Genomic DNA, 23,118 nt, shown 5'->3' on the forward strand with positions numbered 1-23,118 from the left:
GACGTCGACCCGGCCGCCGACGCGGAGTCCGCGGCCCGCGCCGTGCGGCGCGCGGAACGAATCCGCCTGCTCATCCAGCCGCTGATCGTCGTCGTCATGGTCGCCGTCCTGCTGACCTACGCCCTCACCCGGGAGCTGACGGCCACCCAGGCCGAGACCATCAACATCGGCACGATCTCCGAGACGGTGCTGCAGCACGTCCTCATCACCTTCGTGGTGACCGCCCTCGTCGTCCTGGTGGCCGTTCCCCTGGGAATCCTGTTGACCCGCAACGGGTACCGCAGACTCGCGCCGATCTTCATCGGAATCGCCAACATCGGACAGGCCGCTCCGGCGGTCGGTCTGCTGGTGCTGCTCTTCCTGCTGACCAGCACTACCGGCTTCTGGATCGGCGTGCTGCCCATCGCCTTCTATTCGCTCCTGCCGGTCCTGCGGAACACGATGCTGGGCTTCCAGCAGGTCGATCCGAGCTACATCGACGCCGCCCGCGGGCAGGGCATGTCCAGCGGTGGGGTGTTGCGCCGCATCGAGTTCCCGCTAGCCGTGCCGTACATCCTGGCGGGCCTGCGCACCTCGCTCGTGCTCGCCGTCGGTACCGCCACGCTGAGCTTCCTGGTCGGCGCCGGTGGTCTGGGCGTGCTCATCGACACCGGCTACAAACTCAACCAGCCGCTCATCCTCGTCGTCGGTGCCGTCCTGGCCGTCGCACTCGCCCTGCTCGTCGACTGGCTCGGCGCGCTCGCCGAGGCCTATCTCGGACCGAAGGGACTTCGCTAGATGCGCCGCATTACACGGTTGTTCGCGGCGCTCGGCGCCTCCTCCCTCCTCCTCGCCGGCTGCGGGCTGCAGTCCGGCAGCGCGGTCCCGCTCGACGTCGGGCCGGGCAGCATCACCGCCCAGCCCGGACTCGAGGGTGCCGAACTGACCGTCGGGTCGAAGGACTTCACCGAGCAGATCGTGCTCGGCTACATCCTCGAATTCGCCCTGGAGGCGGCGGGCGCGAACGTCCGCGACCTCACCAACATCTCGGGGTCCAACAGCACGCGGCAGGCCATGATCAGCGGCCAGGTCGACCTGGCCTACGAGTACACGGGCACGGGCTGGATCAACTACCTGGGCAACGAGACCCCGATCGCCGACGCCACCGCACAGTTCGACGCGGTGCGGGACGCCGACGAGGAGAACGGCATCGTCTGGGTCAACCCGGCGCCGATGGACAACACCTACGCACTCGCGATGAACCAGCAGACGGCGGAGGCGACGGGCGTGAAGACCCTCTCCGACTACGCCGCGCTGGCGAACTCCGACCCCGCCGCCGCGTCGGTGTGCGTGGAGACCGAGTTCAACTCCCGCCAGGACGGTTTCCCCGGCCTCGCGGCGACGTACGGGTTCGACGCCAACGCCGTGCCGCGGCAGATCCTGCAGACCGGCGTGATCTACCAGGCGACCGCCGAGGGGTCGCAGTGCAAGTTCGGTGAGGTGTTCACCACCGACGGCCGCATCAAGGGCCTGAACCTCGTGGTGGTCGAGGACGACAAGTCGTTCTTCCCGCGCTACAACGCCACCGTCACCATGCGCCAGGAGGTGGCGGACCGGTACCCGGAGATCGCGGAGATCACCGCCCCCGTCTCGGCGGCGCTGACCAACGACGCCATCACCGAGCTCAACAAGGAAGTCGACGTCGACGGCCGGGAGCCGGCCGAGGTGGCGCGGGACTGGATGGTGCAGGAAGGGTTCGTGACCGTCGGCGGTGCCGACTAGCCGACACCGTCGGCGGTGCCGACTGATCATCCCCGCGGGCACCGACTGAGCCGCAGCACCCGTCAGCTCCCGAACGCCCGTTCGACCACGTTCTTCGCCCGGCGCGTGACACGCAGGTAGTTGTCCAGGAAGGACCCGGCGTCACCGCCCGGCCAGCCGGCGACCTGCGCGACGGCGGAGAGCACCTTGCCGGGGGCGGGCAGTTGATCTGTGGGCTTGCCGCGCACCAGGACCAGGGCGTTGCGCGCCTTGGTCGCGGTGAGCCACGCCTGCCGGAGCAGGTCGACGTCGCCCGGACTCATGAGTTCGGCCGCGCCGATGGCGTCCAGCGCCTGCAGGGTCGAGGTGTTGTGCAGCGCCGGAACGCGGTGGGCGTGACGGAGCTGCAGCAACTGCACGGTCCACTCGACGTCGGCCAGACCGCCTCGTCCGAGTTTGGTGTGGGTGGTGGGGTCCGCCCCCTTGGGCAGACGTTCCGCGTCCACGCGAGCCTTGATGCGCCGGATCTCGCGTACGGCCTCCTCGGAGACACCGCCCTCCGGGTAGCGGACGGAGTCCGCCACGAGCAGGAAGCGGATCCCCAGGTCCTGATCCCCGGCCACCTGGTGGGCGCGCAGCAGCGCCTGGATCTCCCACGGCTGCGCCCACTGGGTGTAGTACGCCTCGTACGCCGACAGCGTGCGCACGACGGGGCCCTGACGGCCTTCCGGCCGCAGTCCGGTGTCCACCTCGAGGGGCGGGTCCTGGCTGGGTGAGCCGAGCAGCGTGCGGACACGGTCGGCGATGGCGTTGGCCCACTTGACGGCCTCGGCGTCGTCGGCACCCGGCACGGGCTCGCATACGAACAGCACGTCGGCGTCGGACCCGTAGCCCAGTTCTCCGCCGCCGAGACGGCCCATGCCGATGATGGCGATCGTGGCCGGGGCGGGCTCGCCGCGGTCGGCGACGGACGCACGAACGGCCGCGTCGAGCGCGGCGTTGATGACCGCGGCCCAGACCGACGACAGCGCCCGGCACACCTCGGGCACGTCGAGCAGGCCGAGGATGTCGGCGGACGCGACGCGGGCGAGTTCGTAACGGCGCAACGACCGGGCAGCACCGACGGCACGCACCGGATCCTCGTAGCGTGCGGACGATTTGAGAATGGCCCCGTACGTCTCGGTGGGGTCGACGTCGAGCAGGTTCGGCCCGGAGGCGCCGTCGCCGTAGAGGCGGATGACCTCGGGGGCGTTGACCAGAACGCTGCGCAGGTATTCCGACGAGCCGAGGACACGCATCAGCCGCTGCGCCACCGGGCCCTCGTCACGCACGAGACGCAGGAACCAGGACTGCTCCGCGACCTCCTCGCACAGACGCCGATAGGCGAGCAGGCCGGCGTCGGGATCCGGTGTGTCGCCGAGCCATTCGAGCAGCGTCGGCAGCAGCATCGACTGGATACGACCCTTGCGTGCACCCATGCCCACCAGGGCGGTGAGATGTCCGAGCGCGTTCTGCGGCGCCGAGTAGCCGAGGGCGGAGAGCTGCCGCTTGGCCGAGTCGGCGCTCAGGCGCAGCGTGTCGCTGTCGAGCCGAGCGACGGACTCGAGCAGCGGCCGGTAGAACAGACGGGCGTGCAGCCGTCGGATGCGCTGAGCGTTGCGGCGGATCTCCTGGCGCAGGACGCCCAGCGCATCGTGGTTGCCGTCGGGTCGCATGTGCGCGGCGCGGGCCAGCCACCGCAGGGCCTCGTCGTCGTCGAACGGCGGAAGGGTGTGCGTCCGTTGCAGTTTCTGCAGTTGCAGCCGGTGCTCGATCAGCCGGAGGAACTCGTAGGACGCGGTGAGGTTGGCGGCGTCGTCACGGCCGACGTACCCGCCGTCCGCCAGCGCGGACAGCGCGGACACCGTGCTCTGCACGTGCAGCGACTCGTCGCCGCGACCGTGCACCATCTGCAGCAACTGCACGGCGAACTCCACGTCGCGCAGACTGCCGCGGCCGAGCTTGATCTCCCGCTCGCGCAGCTCCGGCGGCACCATCTCCTCGACCCGTCGGCGCATCGCCTGCACCTCGGGGACGAAGTCCTCGCGCTCGCTCGCGTTCCACACCAGTGGCGTCACGGCGGCGACGTAGGCAGCGCCCAGCTCGACGTCGCCGGTCATCGCGCGGGCTTTGAGCAACGCCTGGAACTCCCAGGTCTTCGCCCACCGCTGGTAGTAGGCGAGGTGCGAGTCGAGGGTGCGCACGAGCTCGCCCTGCTTGCCCTCGGGCCGCAGCGCCGCGTCGACTTCGAAGAAGGCCGACGACCCCACGCGCATGAGCTCGCCCGCGAGCCGCGTCGCGGCGGTGGTCGCCGGTTCCGCCACGAAGACGACGTCCACGTCGGAGACGTAATTGAGTTCGCGCGCACCGCATTTGCCCATGGCGATCACCGCGAGCCGCACCGAGCACGGCTCGTCGGGGAACGTGGTGGCGACGGCAACGGCCAAGGCGGCGGTGAGCGCGGCGTCCGCGAGGTCGGACAGGTGACGAGCGACCGTCTCGTAGGGAACGACGGCTTCGTTCTCCACCGTCGCCGCGAGATCCGCGGCGGCCAGGATCATCAGATGGTCGCGGTAGACGGTGCGCAGCGCCAGAACGGCTTTCGGTCCCGTCAGTGCCGCGCGGAACAGTCCGTCGGACGCGCACTCCCCCGTCTCGGGGGTTGCCTCCACGGCCCCGAGAAGATCGGACCGCACCTCGTCGGGCGTAGGCAGCGCCGTCCGGTGCTCGGCGAGCAGACGCCACTTCTCCGGCTGCCCCACCAGGTGGTCCCCCAGCTCGGCCGACGAGCCCACCAGGGCGAGCAGGCGTCCGCGCACCAGCGGGTCGCGGCGCAGGGCGGTGTCGAGGTCGGACCACCCGTCGCCCAATCCCTCGGCGAGACGCACCACCGTGCGCAGCGCGAGGTCCGCGTCCGGCGAGCGCGACAAGGACCAGAGCAGGTCCACGTCGGCCTCACCGGTCCATCCCAGGCGCGCGAGGTCGGCCGACGCGGTCTCCGCGACCAGACCCAGTCGCCCCGGACTGGGCAGAGTGGATCGGCCGGGCGGTGGAGTCATCGGGCACTCTCTCGGGTCGAACGGACTCGTCGAACGGGCGACACGCTGCCGGCGGCGCTACGGCTCACAGTCCGAGGTAGGTCTCGAGCTCGAACGGCGTCACGCGTGACCGGTAGGACTCCCACTCACGACGCTTGTTGCGCAGGAAATAGTCGAACACGTGCTCGCCGAGCGTCTCGGCCACCAGTTCGGACTTCTCCATCGCGGCCAGCGCCTCGTTGAGACTGCTCGGCAGCTCGCGGTACCCCATGGCACGCCGCTCGGCGGACGTGAGCGACCAGACGTCCTCCTCCGCCTCCGGCGGCAGCTCGTACCCCTGCTCGATGCCGCGCAGTCCGGCGGCCAGCAGCACGGCGAACGTGAGGTACGGGTTGCAGGCCGAGTCGGGGCTGCGGATCTCGACGCGCCGCGACGACGCCTTGTTCGGCGTGTACATCGGCACGCGGATCAACGCGGAGCGGTTGGACGGGCCCCACGACGCCGCCGTCGGAGCCTCCCCACCGTGGATGAGGCGCTTGTACGAGTTGACCCACTGATTGGTGACCGCGCTGATCTCGTTGGCGTGCTCGAGGATCCCGGCGATGAAGGCTTTCCCGGTGTCCGAGAGCTGCATCGGATCGTCCGGGTTGTGGAAGGCGTTGGTCTCGCCCTCGAACAGACTCATGTGGGTGTGCATCGCCGAGCCGGCCTGATCGCTGAACGGCTTGGGCATGAACGTCGCGCGCACGCCCTCCTCGATCGCGACCTCCTTGACCACGTAGCGGAAGGTCATCACGTTGTCCGCCATCGACAGCGCGTCCGCGTACCGCAGGTCGATCTCCTGCTGGCCGGGCGCGGCCTCGTGATGACTGAACTCGACGGAGATGCCCATGGACTCGAGCGCGTCGATCGCGTGGCGGCGGAAGTTCGGCGCGGAGTCGTGCACGGCCTGGTCGAAGTACCCGCCGTTGTCGGCCGGGGTGGGCGGACGCCCGTCGTCGGGCATCTCGCTGCAGAGAAAGAACTCGATCTCCGGATGCACGTAGCAGCTGAACCCGAGGTCGCCGGCCTTGCTCAGCTGGCGCCGCAGGACGTGCCGCGAATCCGCCCACGACGGCGAGCCGTCCGGCATGGCGATGTCGCAGAACATGCGGGCGGAGTGCTGCTCACCCTTGCTGGTGGTCCACGGCAGGATCTGGAACGTGGTGGGGTCGGGCTTGGCCACCGTGTCCGCCTCGGACACGCGGGAGAAACCCTCGATGGCGGACCCGTCGAAGCCGATGCCCTCCTCGAAGGCACCTTCGAGTTCCGCCGGAGCGATCGCCACCGACTTGAGGTATCCGAGCACGTCCGTGAACCAGAGGCGCACGAATCGAATGTCGCGCTCCTCCAGCGTGCGCAGCACGAATTCCTTTTGGCGATCCATGACCGTCAGGCTAGGCACGCCGCATTAAATCCGTGTTACATCGCCGGGGTCCGGCGCGTCGGACAGGGCCGGGGTCCGGCGCGTCGGACAGCGCCGGGGTCCGGCGCGTCACGGGCAGCGCAGACCGGCCGGCGGCACCGTGAGGTCGACGAGGTAGTCCGTCACCGCGTCGTCCACGCACGCCACCCCGTCGAACGACGCCGTGTGCCGGTCGCCCTCGAACGTCACCAGGGCCGCGCCGAGTTGGTCGGCGAGCGCGACACCCGCCTCGTACGGCGTCGCGGGGTCGGCAGTGGTGGAGACGACGACGGTGGGCGGCAGGCCCGTCACCGTGAGCCGACCCGGATCGGCGCGCGTCGGCACGGGCCAGAACGCGCACGAGTCCAGCGGTGCCTCCCCCGTGCCGCGGCCGTCGTCGAGGAACGGCGCGGCGGCGCGGAACTCGCGGTCGACCGCGCCCGTCTCGGCGCGGTCCTGGATCCGCGGATCGTCGACGCACCGCACGGCGGTGAAGGCGTCGTTGCTGTTGGTGTAGCTGCCGTCGGGCAGACGTTGGTTGTAGAGGTCGGCCAGGGCGAGCAACTTCGTGCCGCGGCCGGACGCGAGTTCGGTGAGACCGCGCCGCAGCGGTTCCCACAGCTGCTCGGTGTAGAGGGCCTGCTGGACCCCGGTGATGGCGTCGTCGTAGCTCAGCGCCCTGCCGTTCCCGGCCGGCACCGGCGCCCCGATCAGCGGATCGACCAGCGCGCGGAACCGCGCCACGGCGTCGGCCGGCGTCGTCCCCAGCGGGCAGTCGGCCCGCGCGGCGCAGTCGGTCGCGAAGGCGTCGAACACCGTCTGGAAGCCGGCGGCCTGGGCGACGGTCTCCTCCGAGACGTCGGCGGCGGGGTCGAGGGCGCCGTCGAGCACCATCGCACGCACTCGGTCCGGGAACAGCTCGGCGTAGGTGTACCCGAGCCGGGTGCCGTAGGAGAACCCCAGATAGGTCAGCGCACGGTCACCGAGCGCGGCGCGGATCACGTCCATGTCGCGGGCGACGTCCTCGCTGCTCATGTGCGCGAGCAGCACCGGATCGTTGCGGTCCGCGCAGCGCTGGGCGTAGGCCTCGTTCTCCGACTCGGTCTCGGCGATCCCGGCGGGCGAGGTGTCGACGTCGTCGTCGGCACGCTCGGCGTCGAACTCCGCCGCGGTGTCGCAGCGCACCGCGGGCACCGAGGCGCCGATGCCGCGCGGGTCGAATCCGACGACGTCGAGTCGGTCGGCCACCGGGGTACCGCGGGCGACCGTGGCCGTCGAGAGTCCGGACGCGCCCGGCCCGCCCGGGTTCACCAGCATCGACCCGATCACCGGGCCCGTCGCGGGAGAGCGGGACAACGCGATCGATGCGAGCGGACCTGCCGGGTCGTCGTGGTCCAGGGGGACGAGAACCCGACCGCACTCGAGGGCGGTGTCGAGAGCCGTTCCGTCCGTGGCGAATCCGTCGCACGAACCCCAGCTCACCCGCTGGGCCGCGTACTCGGCCGGGGTGCGCGGGCGCGGGTCGTCCGGGCCCGGCAGCACCTCCGGCCCGGGCGTGGCCGCGGCCGCCGGTGCCTCGTCGCTCGGGGCGGTCTCGGTCCCGGTCCCGCCCGGCTGTCCGCAACCGGCGATCCCCAGCATGGAGACGGCGGCGAGCACCAGCAGCGACCGCGCGGCGTCGACACGGCGGGGACGGTGGGAACGGCGCACGCCGAGCGGGAGGACCACGCCTGCGATAGTGGCACGGTCGGCCGACATCGCGACGAGGGTGACGGACACCACAGCGGCGACCGGCGGGGTCGGTGGCAGACTTGCCTGGTCAGTACCCACCCGGGGACCCGCACGGCGGGCCTCGAGGACGAAAGGGACTTCCGTGTCCACTTCTGCACCCGGCACCGATCCGTCCGCCGATTCCGGCGAGACCCCCCTCTACGGCGCACCGACCGGCCGCAAGACCCGAGTCCACCACCTGCAGGCCATGAAGGCGTCCGGCGACCGGTGGGCCATGCTCACCGCCTACGACTACTCCAGCGCCCGCATCTTCGAGGACGCCGGCATTCCCGTGCTGCTGGTGGGCGATTCCGCCGCCAACGTCGTCTACGGCTACGACACCACGGTTCCCGTCACCGTCGACGAGCTGCTTCCGCTCGTGCGCGGCGTGGTGCGGGGCGCTCCGAACGCCCTCGTCGTCGCCGACCTGCCCTTCGGCACCTACGAGACCACCCCCCAGCAGGCCGTGGAGACGGCGGTGCGGTTCATGAAGGAGGGGCAGGCCCACGCGGTGAAACTCGAGGGCGGCGAGCGGGTCGCCGGGCAGATCGCCGCGATCACCGCCGCGGGCATCCCGGTCATGGCGCACATCGGCTTCACGCCGCAGAGCGTCAACGGACTCGGCGGATTCCGAGTCCAGGGCCGCGGGGACGCCTCCGAGCGACTCGTCGCCGATGCGATCGCGGTTCAGGAAGCCGGCGCGTTCTCGGTCGTGATGGAGATGGTCCCCGCCGAGCTCGCCGGCCAGGTCACCCGCAAGCTGATGATCCCCACCGTCGGCATCGGCGCAGGCCCCGACTGCGACGCCCAGGTGCTCGTCTGGCAGGACATGGCGGGCTACACCAGCGGCCGCACCGCGAAGTTCGTCAAGCGGTTCGGCGCGGTGGGCGACGAGCTGCGCCGCGCGGCCGCGGAGTACGCGCGCGAGGTGCGTGTGGGCTCGTTCCCGGGGGCCGAGCACAGCTTCTGACACACTCGCAGACATGATTCGCCGAACCGTGTCTCGCTCCGCTGTCCCCACCCGCGTCGGTCTCGCCCTCGCGGCCACCGCTCTGTGTGTGACCGCGTGCGGGTCCGGCGGTACGGACCCCGGTCCGGCCGAGTCGACGACGGCGCCGTCGTCCACCACGTCGACGACGGCGGCGAGCGCGACGGCGACCGTGACGTCCGATCAAGCCGAGACCCTGTGCCGCGATCTGGAGGCCCAGCTCTCGAACTGGCGGACGCAGGGTCCCACGCTCGGGCGCGGTGGACTGAACATCCTCGTGCAGACCTGGGCCGCGCAGTACGGCCTGAACGCCGCCGTCGTCCAGAACCGGGCAATCGTCGACGACGCGACCGAGGAGACGTGCGGCGACGTCCGGTCGCAGGCGATCGACCTGCTGGAGATTCCCGACCTCGCGTCGGGACTGGTGGGCCTGTGACCGCGGGCGCAGACCGCCGCACGTACTACCCGCCGATCGACCCGCACGAGACAGGCCTGCTGGACGTCGGCGACGGGCAGCGTCTCGCCTGGGAGGTCAGCGGCACCGACGCCGGCGTTCCCGTGGTGTTCGTGCACGGCGGGCCCGGCGGCGGAACCAACCCCGATCAGCGCCGGTACTTCGACCCCGAGCACTACCGCATCGTGCTGTTCGACCAGCGAGGCTGCGGCAACTCCACGCCCCACGTCGCCGACGGCGCCGATCTCTCCGTGAACACCACGCCCGCGCTGATCGCCGACATGGAACGGCTCCGCGCACACCTCGGCATCGAGTCGTGGATCGTCTTCGGCGGCTCCTGGGGGTCGACGCTCGCGCTGGCCTACGCCCAAACGCATCCGGACCGCGTCCGGGCTCTGGTCCTGCGCGGAATCTTCCTGCTCCGCGACGCCGAGATCGACTGGTACTACCGCGGCGGCGCGGGCCATCTTTTCCCCGAGAAATGGGAGGAGTTCCTCGCTCCGATCCCGGCCGATCGACGGGACGAGGACCCGGTCGCGGTCTATCACGACCTGCTGCACTCCCCCGATGAGGACGTCGCCGTGCGCGCCGCGGTGGCGTGGTCCACGTGGGAGGGCGCGACCAGTTCCCTGCTGCCGTCGCCGAGCCGTCTCGACCAGACCGCGGACCCGCGATTCGCACTGGCCTTCGCACGCATCGAGAACCACTACTTCGTGCACGGCGGCTTCCTGGAGCCGGGGCAGCTGCTGCGGGACATCGACCGCATCGCCGACATTCCCGGCGTGATCGTCCAGGGGCGGTACGACGTGGTGACCCCGGCACGCAGCGCCCTCGATCTGCACCGGGCGTGGCCGTCGTCGACCCTGCACGTGGTCGACGACGCGGGCCACTCGGCGGCCGAGCCGGGCATCGTGCACCACCTCGTCGAGGCCATGGACGCCCTGCGTCGATAGCTGCGGACGCCCTGCGTCGATAGCTGCGGACGCCCTGCGTCGATAGCTGCGGACGCCCTGCGTCGATAGCTGCGGACGCGCTGCGTCGGTGAACCACCGGCGCGTTCACCCTCGGCTGGTAGAGATGTGGTCATGACGAGAAAGCCCGAGGCGCACACGGAGATCGAAGTGAAGTTCGACGTCGGGATGGACACTCCCGTGCCGGATCTCGCGGGTGCGCCGTCGGTCACCGCCGCGTCTGCGCCGGAACTGACGCACCCGGTCTCGACCTACTTCGACACCGCCGATCTGGCTCTGGCCCGCGCCCGCATCACGCTGCGGCGGCGGACCGGCAGCGCCGATGCGGGGTGGCACGTCAAGCTGCCCGTGTCCTCGGACGAGCGCGTCGAGGTGCGCAGCCCGCTCTCCGCGGGCGGGAACACCACGCGCGTTCCCGACGAGGTCGCCCTGGTGGTGCGCGCTCACACCCGGGGGCGTCCTCTCGTGCCGGTGGCGAGCATCGAGACCCGTCGGGTGATCACCACGGTGTCGACGGCGAAGGCCGATCGTGCGGCCGAGCTCTGCGACGACACGGTGACGGCGCGAAATCTGCTGGACGACATCACCGTTCGCTGGCGGGAGTGGGAGCTGGAACTGGTCGACGGCACGCGCTCGACGCTTCGCGATCTGGGCACGTTCCTCACCGACCACGGCGCGAAACCGGGCTCGTCGCCGTCCAAGCTGGCGCGCGCCCTCGGTTCACGGTTGGAGGCGGCCCGGGAGTCCATCTCTCCGCAGCCCGACGGCACGGCCGGCTCCGCACTCCGCGTCGCGCTCGCGGCCGACGTGTCCGCGCTGATCTCCGCAGATCCCCGCGTGCGACGCGACGAGGACGATTCCGTGCACGCGATGCGCGTCGCCACACGGCGGCTGCGCAGCGTCCTCCGGTCCTACCGCGCGCTCCTCGACCGCGCGGAGGTCGACGCCGTCCGGAGCGAATTGTCCTGGCTCGCCGGCATTCTCGGTACCGCGCGTGACGCGGAGGTCCTGGCCGAGCGGTACCGCGACGCCCTGGCCGCACTTCCGGCCGACGCCGTGCGCGGCGACGTGGCGGACTCGCTGGTCGGCACCCAGCAGCGGCTCTACTCGCTCGCACACGCCGAGGTGGTGCGCGAACTCGACGGCGAGCGGTACTTCGCTCTCCTCGATTCGCTCGATGCACTGCTCGCGTCGTCACCGACCGGGAAGAAGGCCGGCAAGCCGGCGGCCCGGGTCTTCGATCGCGTGCTGCGCACGCAGTACACCCGAGTGGACGAGGCCCATCGTCGCGCTCTCGCGCTCCGCGATCGCGGCGCCGAGGACGAGCACGAGGACGCGATGCACGACGTGCGCAAGCTGGCCAAGAAGCTCCGCTACGCCGCCGAGGCGGCCGGGGTGGTCGAGTCGCCGAAGCGCTTCGCGCGCACGGCCGCACGGGCGGCGAAGTCCGCGAAGAAGGTGCAGTCGGTGCTCGGCGACCACCAGGACAGCGCGGTCGCGCGGCGCACCCTGCTCCTGGAGGCCGACTCGGCCCACGCCCGCGGCGCGGACACCTTCACGCACGGCGTGCTGTACGCCGCGGAAACGCGCGCCGGAGCGGACGCCCTGGGGCCCTTCCCGTCCGCGTGGACGAAGCTGCGGCGTACCGCCGATCGCGCCGGGTGGACCGACCGCTAGGTCAGTGGGTCAGGACCAGTCACGGTCCGCGTCGTCCGCCGCCTTGTTCCGCTCCGCCGCGATCTCGAGGGCACGTTGGGCGGTCTCGCGGTCCGGATAGGGACCCATGCGGTCCATCGCGCCCGCGTCCTTGCCCTGCACCACAGCCTTGTCGCTGATGCGGAAGTACCACTGCTCGTCGTCGCTCATGGGCACAGTGTGCCCCGTCTCGGTGACCCGTACGCGATGCCTCGCGGGTGCACACGCCACGGCACGAGACGCGCGCGCAATCGTGGTGGTTACCGCGATACACTTCCCGGGAACGCCTGCGCAGGGCCACCGTCCACACGGTGCATCACGACGAAGGAGTAGGACATGTCAGTCATCATCTTCGACCACCTGTTGCCACTGGTCGGACCCGACGCCGCGACGTACTGGGCGACCCTGCTGGCGGTCAACCCCATCTGAGCCGTGTGAACACGTGCGAACGGCCCCCGTCCTCGGACGGGGGCCGTTCGTCGTCTCGGGTGGTCCGGCGGCGGGCCGACGCTTCCCGTAGTCACCTACCGCCGGCCCGCCGGGACCGACTCTATCAGGCGATCGAACACGTGTTCTAGTGGGGGCGGGCGAGTCGACCTGTAAGCCGGATCCTGTCCCCGGACGCGAGCGTCCGGGCGGCGACCATCCATCTGGGCACACCGTCACCGGGTACCTCGAGCGATCCACCCGCAGGCTCGGGCGAGCAGCCCTCGGGCACCTGCGCAGCCGCACCACCGCGAACGACGGTGCGACCTTCGATCTTGCTCCGGGCGGGGTTTACCGAGCCACCCCGGTCACCCGGGGTGCTGGTGCGCTCTTACCGCACCGTTTCACCCTCACCGACGCGTCACGAGGACGATCGGCGGTCTGTTCTCTGTGGCACTGTCCCGCGAGTCACCTCGGGTTGCTGTTGGCAACCGCCCTGCTCTGTGGAGTCCGGACTTTCCTCGGCGTGAGGCCTGGCGACACCGGTCGCCGGTTCCTCCCGCCGCGGCCGCCCGGTCGACTCGTCCGCACGGCAGATGCTACTCGGCGGACCGCCGTGTCGGAGCGTCGCCCTAGAGTCGTGCCATGCGATACGTCGTCCTGCTCCGCGGCGTCAACGTCGGTGGGGTGCGCCTCGTGATGAGCGAGCTGCGGTCCGCCCTCACCGCCGCCGGGTACGCCGACGTCACCACGGTGCTCGCGTCCGGCAACGTCCTGCTCACGGCCGACGGCGACGCGGCGTCGGTGCGGTCGGACGTCGAGGCCCTGCTGCGCCGGGAGTTCGGCTACGACGCGTGGGTGGTGGTGCTGACCGCGGACCGGCTCGCCGAGGTGGTCGCGGCGTATCCGTGGCAGACCGACGAGGAGGTGCGCCATCCCTACGTGATCTTCTCCTCCGACGGTCGTTCGACGGCCGAATTGGGCGCCCTGGACGGTCTGAATCCGGCCGTCGAGCGGACCGCGCCGGGGCCGCACCACGTCCTGTTCTGGGAGGTCGTCCGCGGCGACACCCTCGGCAGCGTCGTGGGCAAGGCGAGCGCCAAGGCGGCGTACAAGTCGACGACGACCACCCGCAACCTGCGCACGCTGCGTCGCCTGCTCGCGTGAGGGACGTCGTTCTTCCCGTGCTGCTGGTCGGGGCGGTGCTGGCGTTCGCCATCGTGCGTCCGCGCGGACTGCCCGAGGCCGTGCTCGCGGTGCCCGCCGCCGGTCTGGCGCTGCTCCTCGGCGTGGTCGGCCTCGACGGGGCCCTGCGGGAGATCCGTGAGCTGGCACCGACCGTCGCGTTCCTCGCGGCGATCCTGGCGCTGGCGCACCTCGCGGACCGCCGCGGGGTGTTCCGCTGGATCGCCGGAGTGCTGCACCGCCGGTCGGCGGCGTCGCCGGTGCGTTTGCTGGGCGCCGTGTTCGTCACCGCCGCCCTCACCACCGCGGTGCTCAGTCTCGATGCGACCGTCGTGCTGCTCACGCCGGTGGTGATCGCTGCCGCCCGCCGGGCCGGGTTCTCCGCCCGCCCGACCTCCTACGCCGTCGCACATCTGTCCAACTCGGCGTCGACGCTGCTGCCGGTCTCGAACCTCACCAACCTGCTGGTGTTCTCGGCGACGGGACTGTCCTTCCTGCACTTCTCCGCACTCATGGCGGGGCCGTGGGTGGTGGCGATCGTGGTCGAGTTCCTCGTGTTCCGGTGGTTCTTCCGCGGCGACCTTCGGGGCGGCGGGACTGCGAGGCCGGCCGTGGTCGACGACGCCCGCGACGGCACCCCGGCGGACGAGACCCCAGCACCCATGTTCGCACTCGGGGTGATCGCCTGCGCCCTGGTCGGTTTCGCCGTGAGCGGGGCCGTCGGAGTCGAGCCCGTGTGGGTGGCGGCCGCCGCGGCCGTGGTCCTCGCCGTCCCGGCCGTCCGCGCCGGCGAGACCACCCCGACGGCCGTCGTGCGCGCGCTCGACCTCTGGTTCTGCGTCTTCGTGTTCGCCCTCGGCATCGTCGTCGCCGGCCTGGCCGACGGACCCGTCGGGTCGTGGGTGGCCGGACTGCTCCCCACGTCGACGTCGTTACCGTCCCTGCTGCTGATCGCCGCGATCGCCGCCGTGGCCTCGAACGTGCTGAACAACCTGCCCGCGACCCTGCTGCTGCTCGCCGCACTCACCGCGTCCGGCGCTGCCTCGGTTCCGGCCCTGCTGGCCCTGCTGATCGGGGTCAACCTCGGGCCGAACCTCACCTACGTGGGGTCGCTGGCGATCATGCTGTGGCGCAGGGTCGCTCGCGCCGAGCAGGAACCGGTGAGTCTGCGCACCTTCACCGCGCTCGGGGTGCTCACCACCCCGGTGACACTCGTGGCCGCCACGCTCGCCCTCTGGGCTGCACTGCAGATCTGACGGGCGGGTCGCCCTCCATGTCACGGACGGGTCTCTCCGAAAGTCGTCGGCAGGTCGCCTCAGTCGCCGAGGAACGACGTGTCGTTGACCAGCCGCACCGATGCCGCGTCGTCGTCGTAGAAGTCGACGACGCTGACGGACGCGAGATCGAGGTGCAAGCGGTAGAGAATCGACGGGCCCACGGCGAGCCCGAGCTGCAGAAGAGTCTTGATCGGGGTCACGTGGGAGACCACCACCACCGTCTGTCCGGCATGCTCGCGGCGCACCGTGGCCAGCGCCCGCTCGACGCGGGCGCGCACGGCGTCGAAACTCTCGCCGTCCGGCGGCGCGATGGAGGTGTCGCCCATCCACCGGCGGTGCGCGTCGCCGTCACGGGCGGACACCTCGGCGAACGTCAGTCCTTCCCAGGATCCGAAGTCGGTCTCGGTCAGATCGCCGATTACGTGCACCGACACCCCGACCCGCGCGGCGACCGCCTCGGCGGTGTCGCGGGCGCGAGCCAGCGGTGACGAGAGGATCGCGTCGATCGGCCCCAGCCGGGCCACGCGCTCCGCCGCGGCCGCGGCCTGCGCGCGCCCGACGTCGGTCAGGTCGGGGTTGCCGCGTCCGGAGTAGCGCTTCTCCACCGACAGCGGTGTCTGCCCGTGTCGCAGCAGGATCAGACGCGTCGCCGCGCCGGTGACCGCCTGCCACGCGGGTCGCTCCGTCGTCGTCGGCGCGCTCGGGGCCTCCGACACGGCCGACCCGTCGAGCAACGCCGGCTCCCCGTCCATCGCTTCGTTGGCCAGGCGGTCGGCCCGGGCGTTCTCGGCGCGCGGGATCCAGGTCCAGTTCACCGAGTCGAAGGTGCGCGCCACCTCGGCCGCCCGCCGCTGCAGGGGAATCATGTCCGGGTGCTTGACCTTCCACCGCCCGGACATCTGCTCGATCACCAGTTTCGAGTCCATCCGGACCGCCACCTCGGCCGCGCCGAGCTCACGCGCGGCCTCGAGACCGGCGATGAGACCGCGGTACTCCGCGACGTTGTTGGTTGCGGTGCCGATGGCCTCCCGACGTTCCGCGAGGACCGACCCGGCGTCGTCGAGAACCACCGCGCCGTACCCGGCCGGGCCGGGGTTACCGCGCGATCCGCCGTCGGCCTCGATCGTCACCCGACCGACACCACCGGGCGTCGTCACAGACCGGATTCCTTGGTTCGCACCAGGATCGCGTTGCATTCCGAACAGCGGACGACGGCGTCGGCCGGCGTCGCGGCGATGCGCGCGATCTCGCCGCGGTCGAGTTCGATGCGGCAGGCACCGCAGCGGCGGCCGCGCAGCAAAGCCGCACCGACGCCGGACCGTTCGCGCTGCTTCTCGTACACCGAGACCACCTCGTCCGGCAACGACGACGCCAGCTCGGCCCGCTGACCGGTCCGCGTCTGCACGAGGCGGTCGACGTCGGCGAGGGCGTCGTCGCGTCGTCGGGTCACGTCCACCAGATCGTCCTCGGCCTTGGACAGCCGTGCACCCGCGTGGTCGTGATCCGCCGCGAGGGCCTCGCGCTGCTCCATGACCTCGAGCAGCTCGTCCTCGAGGATGCTGCGGCGGCGTTCGAGGCTGCCCAGCTCGTGCTGCAGTTCCGTGAGCTGCTTCGCGGGCGCGGAGCCGGACTCGAGCACGGCGCGGTCCTTGTCCTCACGCTTGCGGACGGCGTCGATCTCGCCCTCGAGCTTGCGGATGTCGCGATCGATGTCGTCGAGCTGGATCTCCACGCCGACGGCCGCGTCCTTGCGCGCCACCCGCTCGGTCTCGAGCGCGTCGAGTTCGGCCTGCTCGGGCAACGTCCGTCGACGGTGGGCGAGCTGAGCGAGTTCGGTGTCCATGGCAGCCAGGTCGAGCAACTGCTCCTGGATCTTCGGGTCGACGTTCACCGGTGTCACGCTACCGTCAGCGGCCGGGGTCGACGGCACCGATCGTCCAGGGATCGGTCCGCTCCCCCAGGACCGCGCTCGACCACCCGGGCCGCTCGCCGAAGGCGCGGTCGAGCACGCCCAGGGCTTGGGCGCACCACGGGAACTCCCCGGCCCAGTGCGCCACGTCGATCAGGGCGGGACCGCCGCCGCGCAGGTGTTCGTCGGCCACGTGGTGGCGCAGGTCGGAGGTGACGTAGACGTCGGCACCGGCGCCGCGGGCCGCGGCGAGGTACGAGTCGCCCGATCCCCCGCACACGGCCACCCGCTCGATGCGCAGGTCCGGATCGCCCGCGGCGCGCACGCCCCACGCCGTCGCCGGCAGACGCTCGGCGACCCGAGCGGTGAACTCGCGCAACGTGACCGGTGGGTCCACCCGGCCCACGCGACCGAGGCCCAGCGGGCCGGGCAGACCCACCTGAGCGAAGACGTCGAACGCCGGCTCCTCGTAGGGGTGCGCCGCGCGCAGGGCCGCCAGGACGGCGGCACGCGCCGAGCGCGGGGCGACGGTCTCGATCCGCTGCTCGTCCACCTGTTCGAGCGATCCGACCGACCCGAGTGCGGGATGCGCGCCGTCGACGGGCCGGAACTGCCCCACGCCCGTCGTCGCCCAGCTGCAGTCCCGGTAGTCGCCCAGTGCCCCGGCGCCGGCGGCGAACAGCGCGTCGCGCACCGCAGCCGCGTCGGCGTCGGGCACGAACACCACCCACTTGTCCAGCGGGACATCGTCTTTCGGATCCAACGGCACGGTGTCGACGAGCCCCAGGGCGTCGGCCAACGCGTCAGACACCCCGGGACGCGCGGAGTCCGCGTTGGTGTGCGCGGTGAAGAGCGCGCATCCGGCGCGGACGAGGCGATGAATCAGCGCGCCCTTGGGGGTGTGGGCGCCCACGGTGTCCACCCCGCGCAGCAACAGCGGGTGGTGGACCACCAGCAGGTCGGCACCGTCGGCGATTGCCCGATCGACCACCGCCTCGGTGGCGTCGACGGCGAAGCGCACGGTGCGCACCTCGTCCGCCGGATCCCCGGTCACCAAACCCACCGAGTCCCAATCCTCGGCCAGCACAGGCGGATACACGCGATCGAGCTCGGCGATCACGTCGGACAGGAGCGCGGGCCGAGGGGACGTCATGGCCCCAGGGTAACGGCGTGCCACGCCGTCACCAGCCGGTCCACCGCGCCGCGGTCGCGCACGGCCAGCCGCAGCTGATCGCCGAGCCCGGGGAACGTGTCGCACCGTCGCACCGCGACGCCCCGAGCACGCAGACCCCGCCGCACACGCTCGGCGTCGGGGACGTCGACGAGGACGAACGACGACGACGGCGGTGCGGCCGACCGGACCCCGACGGTCGCCAGCCGGTCGATCAGATACGTGCGTTCGTCGGCGATCACCGCGGCATCGCGCTCGACCCGGCGCACCGCCTCCGGGCTGCTGCACGCGGCCACCGCGTCGAGCTGCAGCGTCCCCAGCGGCCAGTGCGCCCGACCACGCGTGAGACGAGCGAGCACGTCGGGATGCCCCAGTGCGTAGCCGCACCGCAGACCGGCCAGGGCGAAGGACTTGGTGAGGCTTCGCAGGACCAGCACGTCGGGGTACGACTCACCGGCGAGCGATTCCGGCTCCCCCGGCGTCGTGTCGGCGAACGCCTCGTCGACCACCACCAGGCGACCGGGCCGACGCATCGCCAGGACGTCACGGCGCGGGTGGAGGACCGACGTCGGATTGGTGGGGTTGCCCACCACGACCACGTCGGCGTCCTCCGGGACGGTCGCCGCGGCCAGAACGTATGGCCGCGACAGGATCACCCGCGTCGTCGGCACCCCCGCCTCGCGCAACGCGAACTCGGGCTCGGTGAAGGACGGGTGGATCACGGCGGCCCGGCGGCGGACCAGCCGCGGCAACATCGCGAAGCCCTCCGCGGCGCCGGCGAGCAATAACACCTCGTCGGGGTGCCGCCCGTGGCGGGCCGCGACGACCTCCCGCACCGCGCGATCGTGCTCGGCCGAGGGATAGGACCCCACGCGCCCCAGCGAGTCGACCAGGATCGCGCGCAACCACTCCGGCGGCCGCGTGCCGCGGACGTTGACCGCGAAGTCCTCCATCCCCGGTTCGGCGTCGACGTCGCCGTGATGACGGAGGTCGGGGTCGTGCGCGTCGCTCACGGGGACGAGACTGTCACGGACCGTGACGGCGTGCACTGTCACGGGCCGTGACGCGGTGTCACTGTCACGGGCCCGGCTCCGACGTCGGAACCCGTCCGTAAACTGAGCGCATCATGCCTGCTACCGCACCCGACCCTGCCGACCGCGAACCCGCCGATCTGATCCTGTTCGACCTCGACGGCACGCTCACCGATTCGGCGCCCGGCATCCTGGCCGGGTTCGACCGCGCGCTCACCGCGGTGGGGGTGCCGCTGCCGGGTGACGACGTCCGCTCGCACGTGGTGGGTCCGCCGATGATCGACACCTTCCGGTCCCTCGGCATGACGCCGGATCAGGTCGACCGGGCACGGGCGGCGTATTCGGAGTACTACGAGGAGTCCGGGTGGGCCGAGAACCGCGTGTACGACGGCGTCGTCGACGTCCTCGAGGCCGTGGCCGCGGCCGGTGTGCCGATGGCGGTGGCCACCAGCAAGAACGAGCGCGTCGCCACCCGCATCCTCGAGCACTTCGACCTCGCCCGGTTCTTCGGCGCCATCGCCGGCGCCAGTGACGACGGCGCCCGGCGCGCCAAGTCCGACGTCGTTGCCCGTGCCCTGGGGCTGATGGGTCGCGAGCCGCGGGCCACCGCCGACGGCGGCACGCCCGCGGTGGTGATGGTCGGCGACCGCGACCACGACGTGTTCGGCGCCGGCCACTGGGGCATTCCCGTCGCGTTGGTGGAGTGGGGATACGGGTTGCCGGCCGAGCACGCCGCCGCGTCGTGGTCCGTCCCGACGCCGCAGGCGCTGTCCGACCTGTTGGCGACGACGATGGTGGCCGCGTGAGCGTCCACGTCACCTTCGTGTGCACCGGCAACATCTGCCGGTCGCCGATGGCGGAGAAGATCGCCGCGGACGCACTGGATCGTGCGGGGCTCGCCGATCGGGTGCGGCTGACGAGCGCCGGGACGGGCAGCTGGCACGTCGGCGACCCGATGGATCCGCGGGCTGCCGCGGAACTCGGCGGACACGGCTACTCCGAGGAGCACCGCGCCCGGACCGTCGACCAGGACATCCTCGGCGCCGATCTGATCGTGGCGCTCGACGACTCGCACCGGCGCGCACTCGTCCGGCTCGGTGTGCCGACCGACCGGCTGGTTCTGCTGCGGTCCTTCGACCCGGCGGCCGAGCCCGGCGCCGAGGTGGCCGATCCGTACTACGGTCCGGAGTCCGGGTTCACCGAGGTCCGGACGCAGATCGAAGCCGCCGTCCCCGGCCTGGTCGAGCACGTCCGGACCCTGCTGTCCGAGTCCGACGACTACGCTGTGTAGTTGTGCGTCGCCTGTCGTTCCTCCTGCGCCCCGGGTGGTTGGCGCTCATGGCCGTGGTGCTGCTGTTCGCCTACCTGTGCTTCTCGGTCCTCGCACCCTGGCAGCTGGGCAAGAACTCGTCCACGTCGGCACGCAACGAGCAGATCTCCCGATCGTTCGAGGCCGACCCCGTGGACGCCGCGACGTTGATCGGTGACGGCGTCGTCTCCGGCGACGACGAGTGGCGACGCGTCGGCACCACCGGTACCTACGTGCAGGACAGCGACGTCGTCGTGCGGTTGCGCAGCGTCGGCGACACACCGGCCTTCGAGGTGCTGACCCCGTTCCGCACCGATCAGGGCGCGACGCTCATGGTCAACCGGGGGTACGTGCTGCCCACGCAGGGCGTCGAGGTCCCCGACATCACACCGCCGCCCAGCGGTCCCGTCTCACTCGACGGGCGACTGCGCGTCGCCGAACCGGCGGTCGACGGCAAACCCGCCGTCACCGGCCCCGGGCTGCCGCAGGTCTACACCATCACTCCCGGCCAGGTCGGTGAGCTCACCGGCACTCAGCCGATCGACGGCTATCTGCAGTTGGCCGAGGATCAACCCGGCGGTCTCGGCGTGATCGCGCTGCCGCAGCTCGACGCCGGGCCGTACCTGTCCTACGGGCTCCAGTGGCTCGCGTTCGGTCTCATGGCGCCGCTCGGACTGGCGTATTTCGTCCGCGCCGAGATCAAGGAACGACGGCGGGTGCGCAGCGAGGCGGAGGAGACGACTCCCGCGACCACCGAGCCCGTCGGTCCCGCCGAGCAGGAGGCGACGCCGGAGTACGACGACGGTCTCGACGCTCTGCTGACCCCGCGCCGCAAGCGTCGCAAAGCAGGGTCCGGCCGGTCGGCCGTGACCGACGATCGCCTCGCCGACCGCTACGGCCGTCGCCGCTGACCGGTCCGCACCGATGCGCCTGCGGTGACCAGCGCCGTCGCGCCGGCGGTCACGAGCGCCGCCGCGGCCTGTACCGCCGCGGACAGACGGACCGCGCGCCGCAGATCGTCGGTCGTCGGAGCCGGACCGCGACCCAGTCGAGGCCGCTGCTCCACCCCGTGCCGGTAGGCCGTCTCGCCGCCGAGGCCCACCCCCAGCGCTCCCGCCGCCGTCGCCTCGGCCACTCCGGCGTTGGGACTCGGATGGGACCCGGCCTCCTCGCGCCAGGCGCGCAGAGCCCGCGCCGGTGAACCGCCGACGACCGGCGCGAGCCCGACCGTGAGCAGCCCGGTCAGTCGAGCAGGGACCAGGTTCACCACGTCGTCGAGGCGCGCGGCGCACCACCCGAAGCGGGAGTAGCGATCGTTCCGGTAGCCGATCATGGCGTCGAGCGTGTTGACGGTGCGGTAGCCCACCGCCCCGGGCAGGCCGGCGACGGCGGCCCAGACCAGCACCCCCACCGTGGCGTCCGAGGTGTTCTCGGCTACCGATTCCACGGCCGCGCGCACCACGCCGGCCTCGTCGAGCAGCGACGGGTCGCGTCCGCACAGCGAGTGCACGATGGCCCGCGCGGCGTAGAGGTCCCCGGCCGCCACCGCGTCGGCCATCGCCGCGCCGGTGCGTCCGAGGGTCGTGCCGCCCAGGCACGCCCAGATTCCGGCGGCGGTGACCGCGGTGTGCAACCACGGCCACGGACGCAGCGCCCGGTCGACCGCGACCGCCCCTCCCACCACGGTGGAGAGGACGACGGCCGTGTGCACGACGCCCGCGGCCCGGGTGTCGCGGTAGGTGAGAGTCTCGAGTCGCGCGGCGGCGGACCCCACCGCCGCGACCGGGTGTCGATGCTGCGGATCGCCGAGAACGACGTCGGCGAGCCACGAGAGAAGCAGGGCGGAGGACCGAGTGCGCACCGCGCGAGCCTACGGACCGGTACATGGTTGGACGTCCATGTATCGGCTATCCTGACCGGCATGACGGAGCTGCGGGCGGCGGACTGGCACATCGGCGCGGACGGTGAGACGTACCCGCCCGAACCCTGGTACCTCGGAGGCACCCTGCTCGTCTCGACCTTCCTGGTCCCGACGCGGGAGTTGCCCGCCCGGGTCACCGATTCGGTGCGAGACGCGGCCGTTCGACCTGTCACCGTGGGGGGCCGCGCCGTGGTCGGTGCGGCGTTCGTCCGCTACACCTCGGGCGGCGTGCTGTCCTACGACGAGCTGATCGGGTCCGTCCTCGTCCGCCGCGGCGCGTCGATCATGGCCACCATCCCCGACATCTGGGTGGACAGCCCGCAGTCCCGCACGGGCGGGCGAGAACTGTGGTCGATTCCCAAGCACCTCGGGGATTTCCGACGGGAGAGTTCCGGCCGCCGCGTCGCCGCCTCCATGACGATGGACGGTGCGCCCGTCGCGGCCCTCGACGCGACGATCGGCCGCGCGTCGCTACCCGGGTCGATCGGCATACCCCTCACCACGGCCCAGGCGCTGGACGGACGACGCGTGGTGTCCCGCAACCGCCTCTTCCCGCGGGTCCGCACCCTGAACGCGACCTGGACCTTCGCCCCGGACGGACCGCTGGGCCACCTGCACGGCCGCCGTCCCGCGGTGAGTGTCGCGCTGACCGACGCCTCCATCGTGTTCGGGGCGCACGTGGTGCGGTCGGGTCAGAACTCCCACCCGCGGAACAGGTAGGAGATGCGGGTCAACAGGTCGACGATCGTG

General features: G+C 71.7%; 21 protein-coding genes and 1 other RNA gene. 12 read left to right on the forward strand and 10 right to left on the reverse strand.

The window, feature by feature from the left end; translation table 11 throughout:
- Nucleotides 1-42 precede the first annotated feature (42 nt).
- Together BMZ18_RS00965 and BMZ18_RS00970 are read left to right on the forward strand one after the other, a co-directional pair.
- Complete coding sequence (locus BMZ18_RS00965; protein WP_068105343.1) at nucleotides 43-777, forward strand: ABC transporter permease; 735 nt, start codon at nucleotides 43-45, stop codon at nucleotides 775-777.
- The gene (locus BMZ18_RS00970; protein ID WP_068365510.1) at nucleotides 778-1,761 is read left to right on the forward strand and encodes a glycine betaine ABC transporter substrate-binding protein; all 984 of its coding nucleotides are present in this window, start codon (nucleotides 778-780) and stop codon (nucleotides 1,759-1,761) included.
- Nucleotides 1,762-1,823: 62 nt separating this feature from the next.
- On the opposite strand, the gene BMZ18_RS00975 is transcribed toward BMZ18_RS00970, so the two are convergent.
- From BMZ18_RS00975 to BMZ18_RS00985, 3 genes are all read right to left on the reverse strand, one after another.
- On the reverse strand, nucleotides 1,824-4,838 hold the full coding sequence (locus BMZ18_RS00975; RefSeq protein ID WP_068365511.1) for a bifunctional [glutamine synthetase] adenylyltransferase/[glutamine synthetase]-adenylyl-L-tyrosine phosphorylase: 3,015 nt from the start codon (nucleotides 4,836-4,838) through the stop codon (nucleotides 1,824-1,826).
- A 64-nt stretch (nucleotides 4,839-4,902) separates the two neighbouring features.
- Nucleotides 4,903-6,243, reverse strand: coding sequence for a type I glutamate--ammonia ligase (gene glnA / locus BMZ18_RS00980; RefSeq protein WP_068100336.1), 1,341 nt, complete (start codon nucleotides 6,241-6,243; stop codon nucleotides 4,903-4,905).
- Between the two features lie 108 nt (nucleotides 6,244-6,351).
- Nucleotides 6,352-7,902, reverse strand: a complete 1,551-nt coding sequence (locus BMZ18_RS00985) for an alpha/beta hydrolase (RefSeq protein ID WP_068365526.1) — start codon at nucleotides 7,900-7,902, stop codon at nucleotides 6,352-6,354.
- Nucleotides 7,903-8,134: 232 nt separating this feature from the next.
- Here BMZ18_RS00985 and panB point away from each other — a divergent pair, with 232 nt between their 5' ends.
- The 4 genes from panB to BMZ18_RS01005 all read left to right on the forward strand — a co-directional run bounded on the left by panB (nucleotide 8,135) and on the right by BMZ18_RS01005 (nucleotide 12,121).
- A complete protein-coding gene (gene panB / locus BMZ18_RS00990; protein WP_068365512.1) occupies nucleotides 8,135-9,001 on the forward strand; it encodes a 3-methyl-2-oxobutanoate hydroxymethyltransferase in 867 nt (288 codons plus the stop codon).
- Nucleotides 9,002-9,014: 13 nt separating this feature from the next.
- Complete coding sequence (locus tag BMZ18_RS00995) at nucleotides 9,015-9,455, forward strand: hypothetical protein (protein ID WP_068365513.1); 441 nt, start codon at nucleotides 9,015-9,017, stop codon at nucleotides 9,453-9,455.
- Nucleotides 9,452-10,426: a prolyl aminopeptidase gene (pip, locus tag BMZ18_RS01000; protein WP_068365514.1), complete on the forward strand. Its 975-nt coding sequence runs from the start codon at nucleotides 9,452-9,454 to the stop codon at nucleotides 10,424-10,426. The genes BMZ18_RS00995 and pip overlap by 4 nt, the downstream gene beginning before the upstream one ends.
- 132 nt (nucleotides 10,427-10,558) lie before the next feature.
- Complete coding sequence (locus BMZ18_RS01005; RefSeq protein ID WP_074921675.1) at nucleotides 10,559-12,121, forward strand: CYTH and CHAD domain-containing protein; 1,563 nt, start codon at nucleotides 10,559-10,561, stop codon at nucleotides 12,119-12,121.
- 9 nt (nucleotides 12,122-12,130) lie between these two features.
- Here the strand turns inward: BMZ18_RS01005 and BMZ18_RS01010 are convergent, their stop codons facing one another.
- Nucleotides 12,131-12,310 (reverse strand): hypothetical protein, encoded by a 180-nt coding sequence (locus BMZ18_RS01010; protein WP_068365516.1) that lies wholly within the window; start codon nucleotides 12,308-12,310, stop codon nucleotides 12,131-12,133.
- A gap of 413 nt (nucleotides 12,311-12,723) precedes the next feature.
- An RNA gene (rnpB, locus tag BMZ18_RS01015) (RNase P RNA component class A) lies at nucleotides 12,724-13,149 on the reverse strand.
- A gap of 61 nt (nucleotides 13,150-13,210) precedes the next feature.
- Here rnpB and BMZ18_RS01020 point away from each other — a divergent pair.
- Both BMZ18_RS01020 and BMZ18_RS01025 read left to right on the forward strand, forming a co-directional pair.
- On the forward strand, nucleotides 13,211-13,732 hold the full coding sequence (locus tag BMZ18_RS01020) for a DUF1697 domain-containing protein (protein ID WP_068365517.1): 522 nt from the start codon (nucleotides 13,211-13,213) through the stop codon (nucleotides 13,730-13,732).
- Nucleotides 13,729-15,006, forward strand: coding sequence for an SLC13 family permease (locus BMZ18_RS01025; protein ID WP_068365518.1), 1,278 nt, complete (start codon nucleotides 13,729-13,731; stop codon nucleotides 15,004-15,006). The genes BMZ18_RS01020 and BMZ18_RS01025 overlap by 4 nt, the downstream gene beginning before the upstream one ends.
- Nucleotides 15,007-15,065: 59 nt before the next feature.
- On the opposite strand, the gene BMZ18_RS01030 is transcribed toward BMZ18_RS01025, so the two are convergent.
- Genes BMZ18_RS01030 through cobC form a run of 4 tightly spaced genes read right to left on the reverse strand, consistent with a single transcriptional unit; the run spans nucleotide 15,066 to nucleotide 19,120 of the window.
- Nucleotides 15,066-16,184 carry a bifunctional RNase H/acid phosphatase gene (locus tag BMZ18_RS01030; RefSeq protein WP_068365519.1) on the reverse strand — a complete coding sequence of 373 codons (1,119 nt, stop codon included), beginning with the start codon at nucleotides 16,182-16,184 and terminating at the stop codon, nucleotides 15,066-15,068.
- Nucleotides 16,181-16,918: a zinc ribbon domain-containing protein gene (locus BMZ18_RS01035; RefSeq protein ID WP_068105339.1), complete on the reverse strand. Its 738-nt coding sequence runs from the start codon at nucleotides 16,916-16,918 to the stop codon at nucleotides 16,181-16,183. Before BMZ18_RS01035 ends, BMZ18_RS01030 begins: the two co-directional genes overlap by 4 nt.
- 16 nt (nucleotides 16,919-16,934) lie before the next feature.
- Nucleotides 16,935-18,089 carry a Nif3-like dinuclear metal center hexameric protein gene (locus tag BMZ18_RS01040; RefSeq protein WP_068365520.1) on the reverse strand — a complete coding sequence of 385 codons (1,155 nt, stop codon included), beginning with the start codon at nucleotides 18,087-18,089 and terminating at the stop codon, nucleotides 16,935-16,937.
- Nucleotides 18,086-19,120, reverse strand: coding sequence for an Rv2231c family histidinol phosphate aminotransferase CobC (cobC, locus tag BMZ18_RS01045; protein WP_068365527.1), 1,035 nt, complete (start codon nucleotides 19,118-19,120; stop codon nucleotides 18,086-18,088). Before cobC ends, BMZ18_RS01040 begins: the two co-directional genes overlap by 4 nt.
- A 113-nt stretch (nucleotides 19,121-19,233) precedes the next feature.
- On the opposite strand from cobC, the gene BMZ18_RS01050 reads away from it, so the two are divergent.
- The 3 genes from BMZ18_RS01050 to BMZ18_RS01060 are packed head-to-tail and all read left to right on the forward strand — an operon-like array spanning nucleotide 19,234 to nucleotide 21,358.
- Entirely contained in the window at nucleotides 19,234-19,944 is a 711-nt protein-coding gene (locus BMZ18_RS01050) for an HAD hydrolase-like protein (protein WP_068100316.1), read from the forward strand.
- Nucleotides 19,941-20,429: a low molecular weight protein-tyrosine-phosphatase gene (locus BMZ18_RS01055; RefSeq protein WP_074921678.1), complete on the forward strand. Its 489-nt coding sequence runs from the start codon at nucleotides 19,941-19,943 to the stop codon at nucleotides 20,427-20,429. The genes BMZ18_RS01050 and BMZ18_RS01055 overlap by 4 nt, the downstream gene beginning before the upstream one ends.
- Before the next feature lie 2 nt (nucleotides 20,430-20,431).
- Nucleotides 20,432-21,358, forward strand: coding sequence for an SURF1 family cytochrome oxidase biogenesis protein (locus BMZ18_RS01060; RefSeq protein WP_068365521.1), 927 nt, complete (start codon nucleotides 20,432-20,434; stop codon nucleotides 21,356-21,358).
- On the opposite strand, the gene BMZ18_RS01065 is transcribed toward BMZ18_RS01060, so the two are convergent.
- Entirely contained in the window at nucleotides 21,340-22,308 is a 969-nt protein-coding gene (locus BMZ18_RS01065; RefSeq protein WP_068365522.1) for a cobalamin biosynthesis protein, read from the reverse strand. The genes BMZ18_RS01060 and BMZ18_RS01065 overlap by 19 nt on opposite strands.
- Before the next feature lie 60 nt (nucleotides 22,309-22,368).
- Here BMZ18_RS01065 and BMZ18_RS01070 point away from each other — a divergent pair, with 60 nt between their 5' ends.
- Nucleotides 22,369-23,088, forward strand: coding sequence for an acetoacetate decarboxylase family protein (locus BMZ18_RS01070; protein ID WP_068365523.1), 720 nt, complete (start codon nucleotides 22,369-22,371; stop codon nucleotides 23,086-23,088).
- Nucleotides 23,089-23,118 lie beyond the last annotated feature (30 nt).

This window comes from Rhodococcoides kroppenstedtii (genome assembly GCF_900111805.1).
Classification (GTDB): Bacteria; Actinomycetota; Actinomycetes; order Mycobacteriales; family Mycobacteriaceae; genus Rhodococcoides; species Rhodococcoides kroppenstedtii.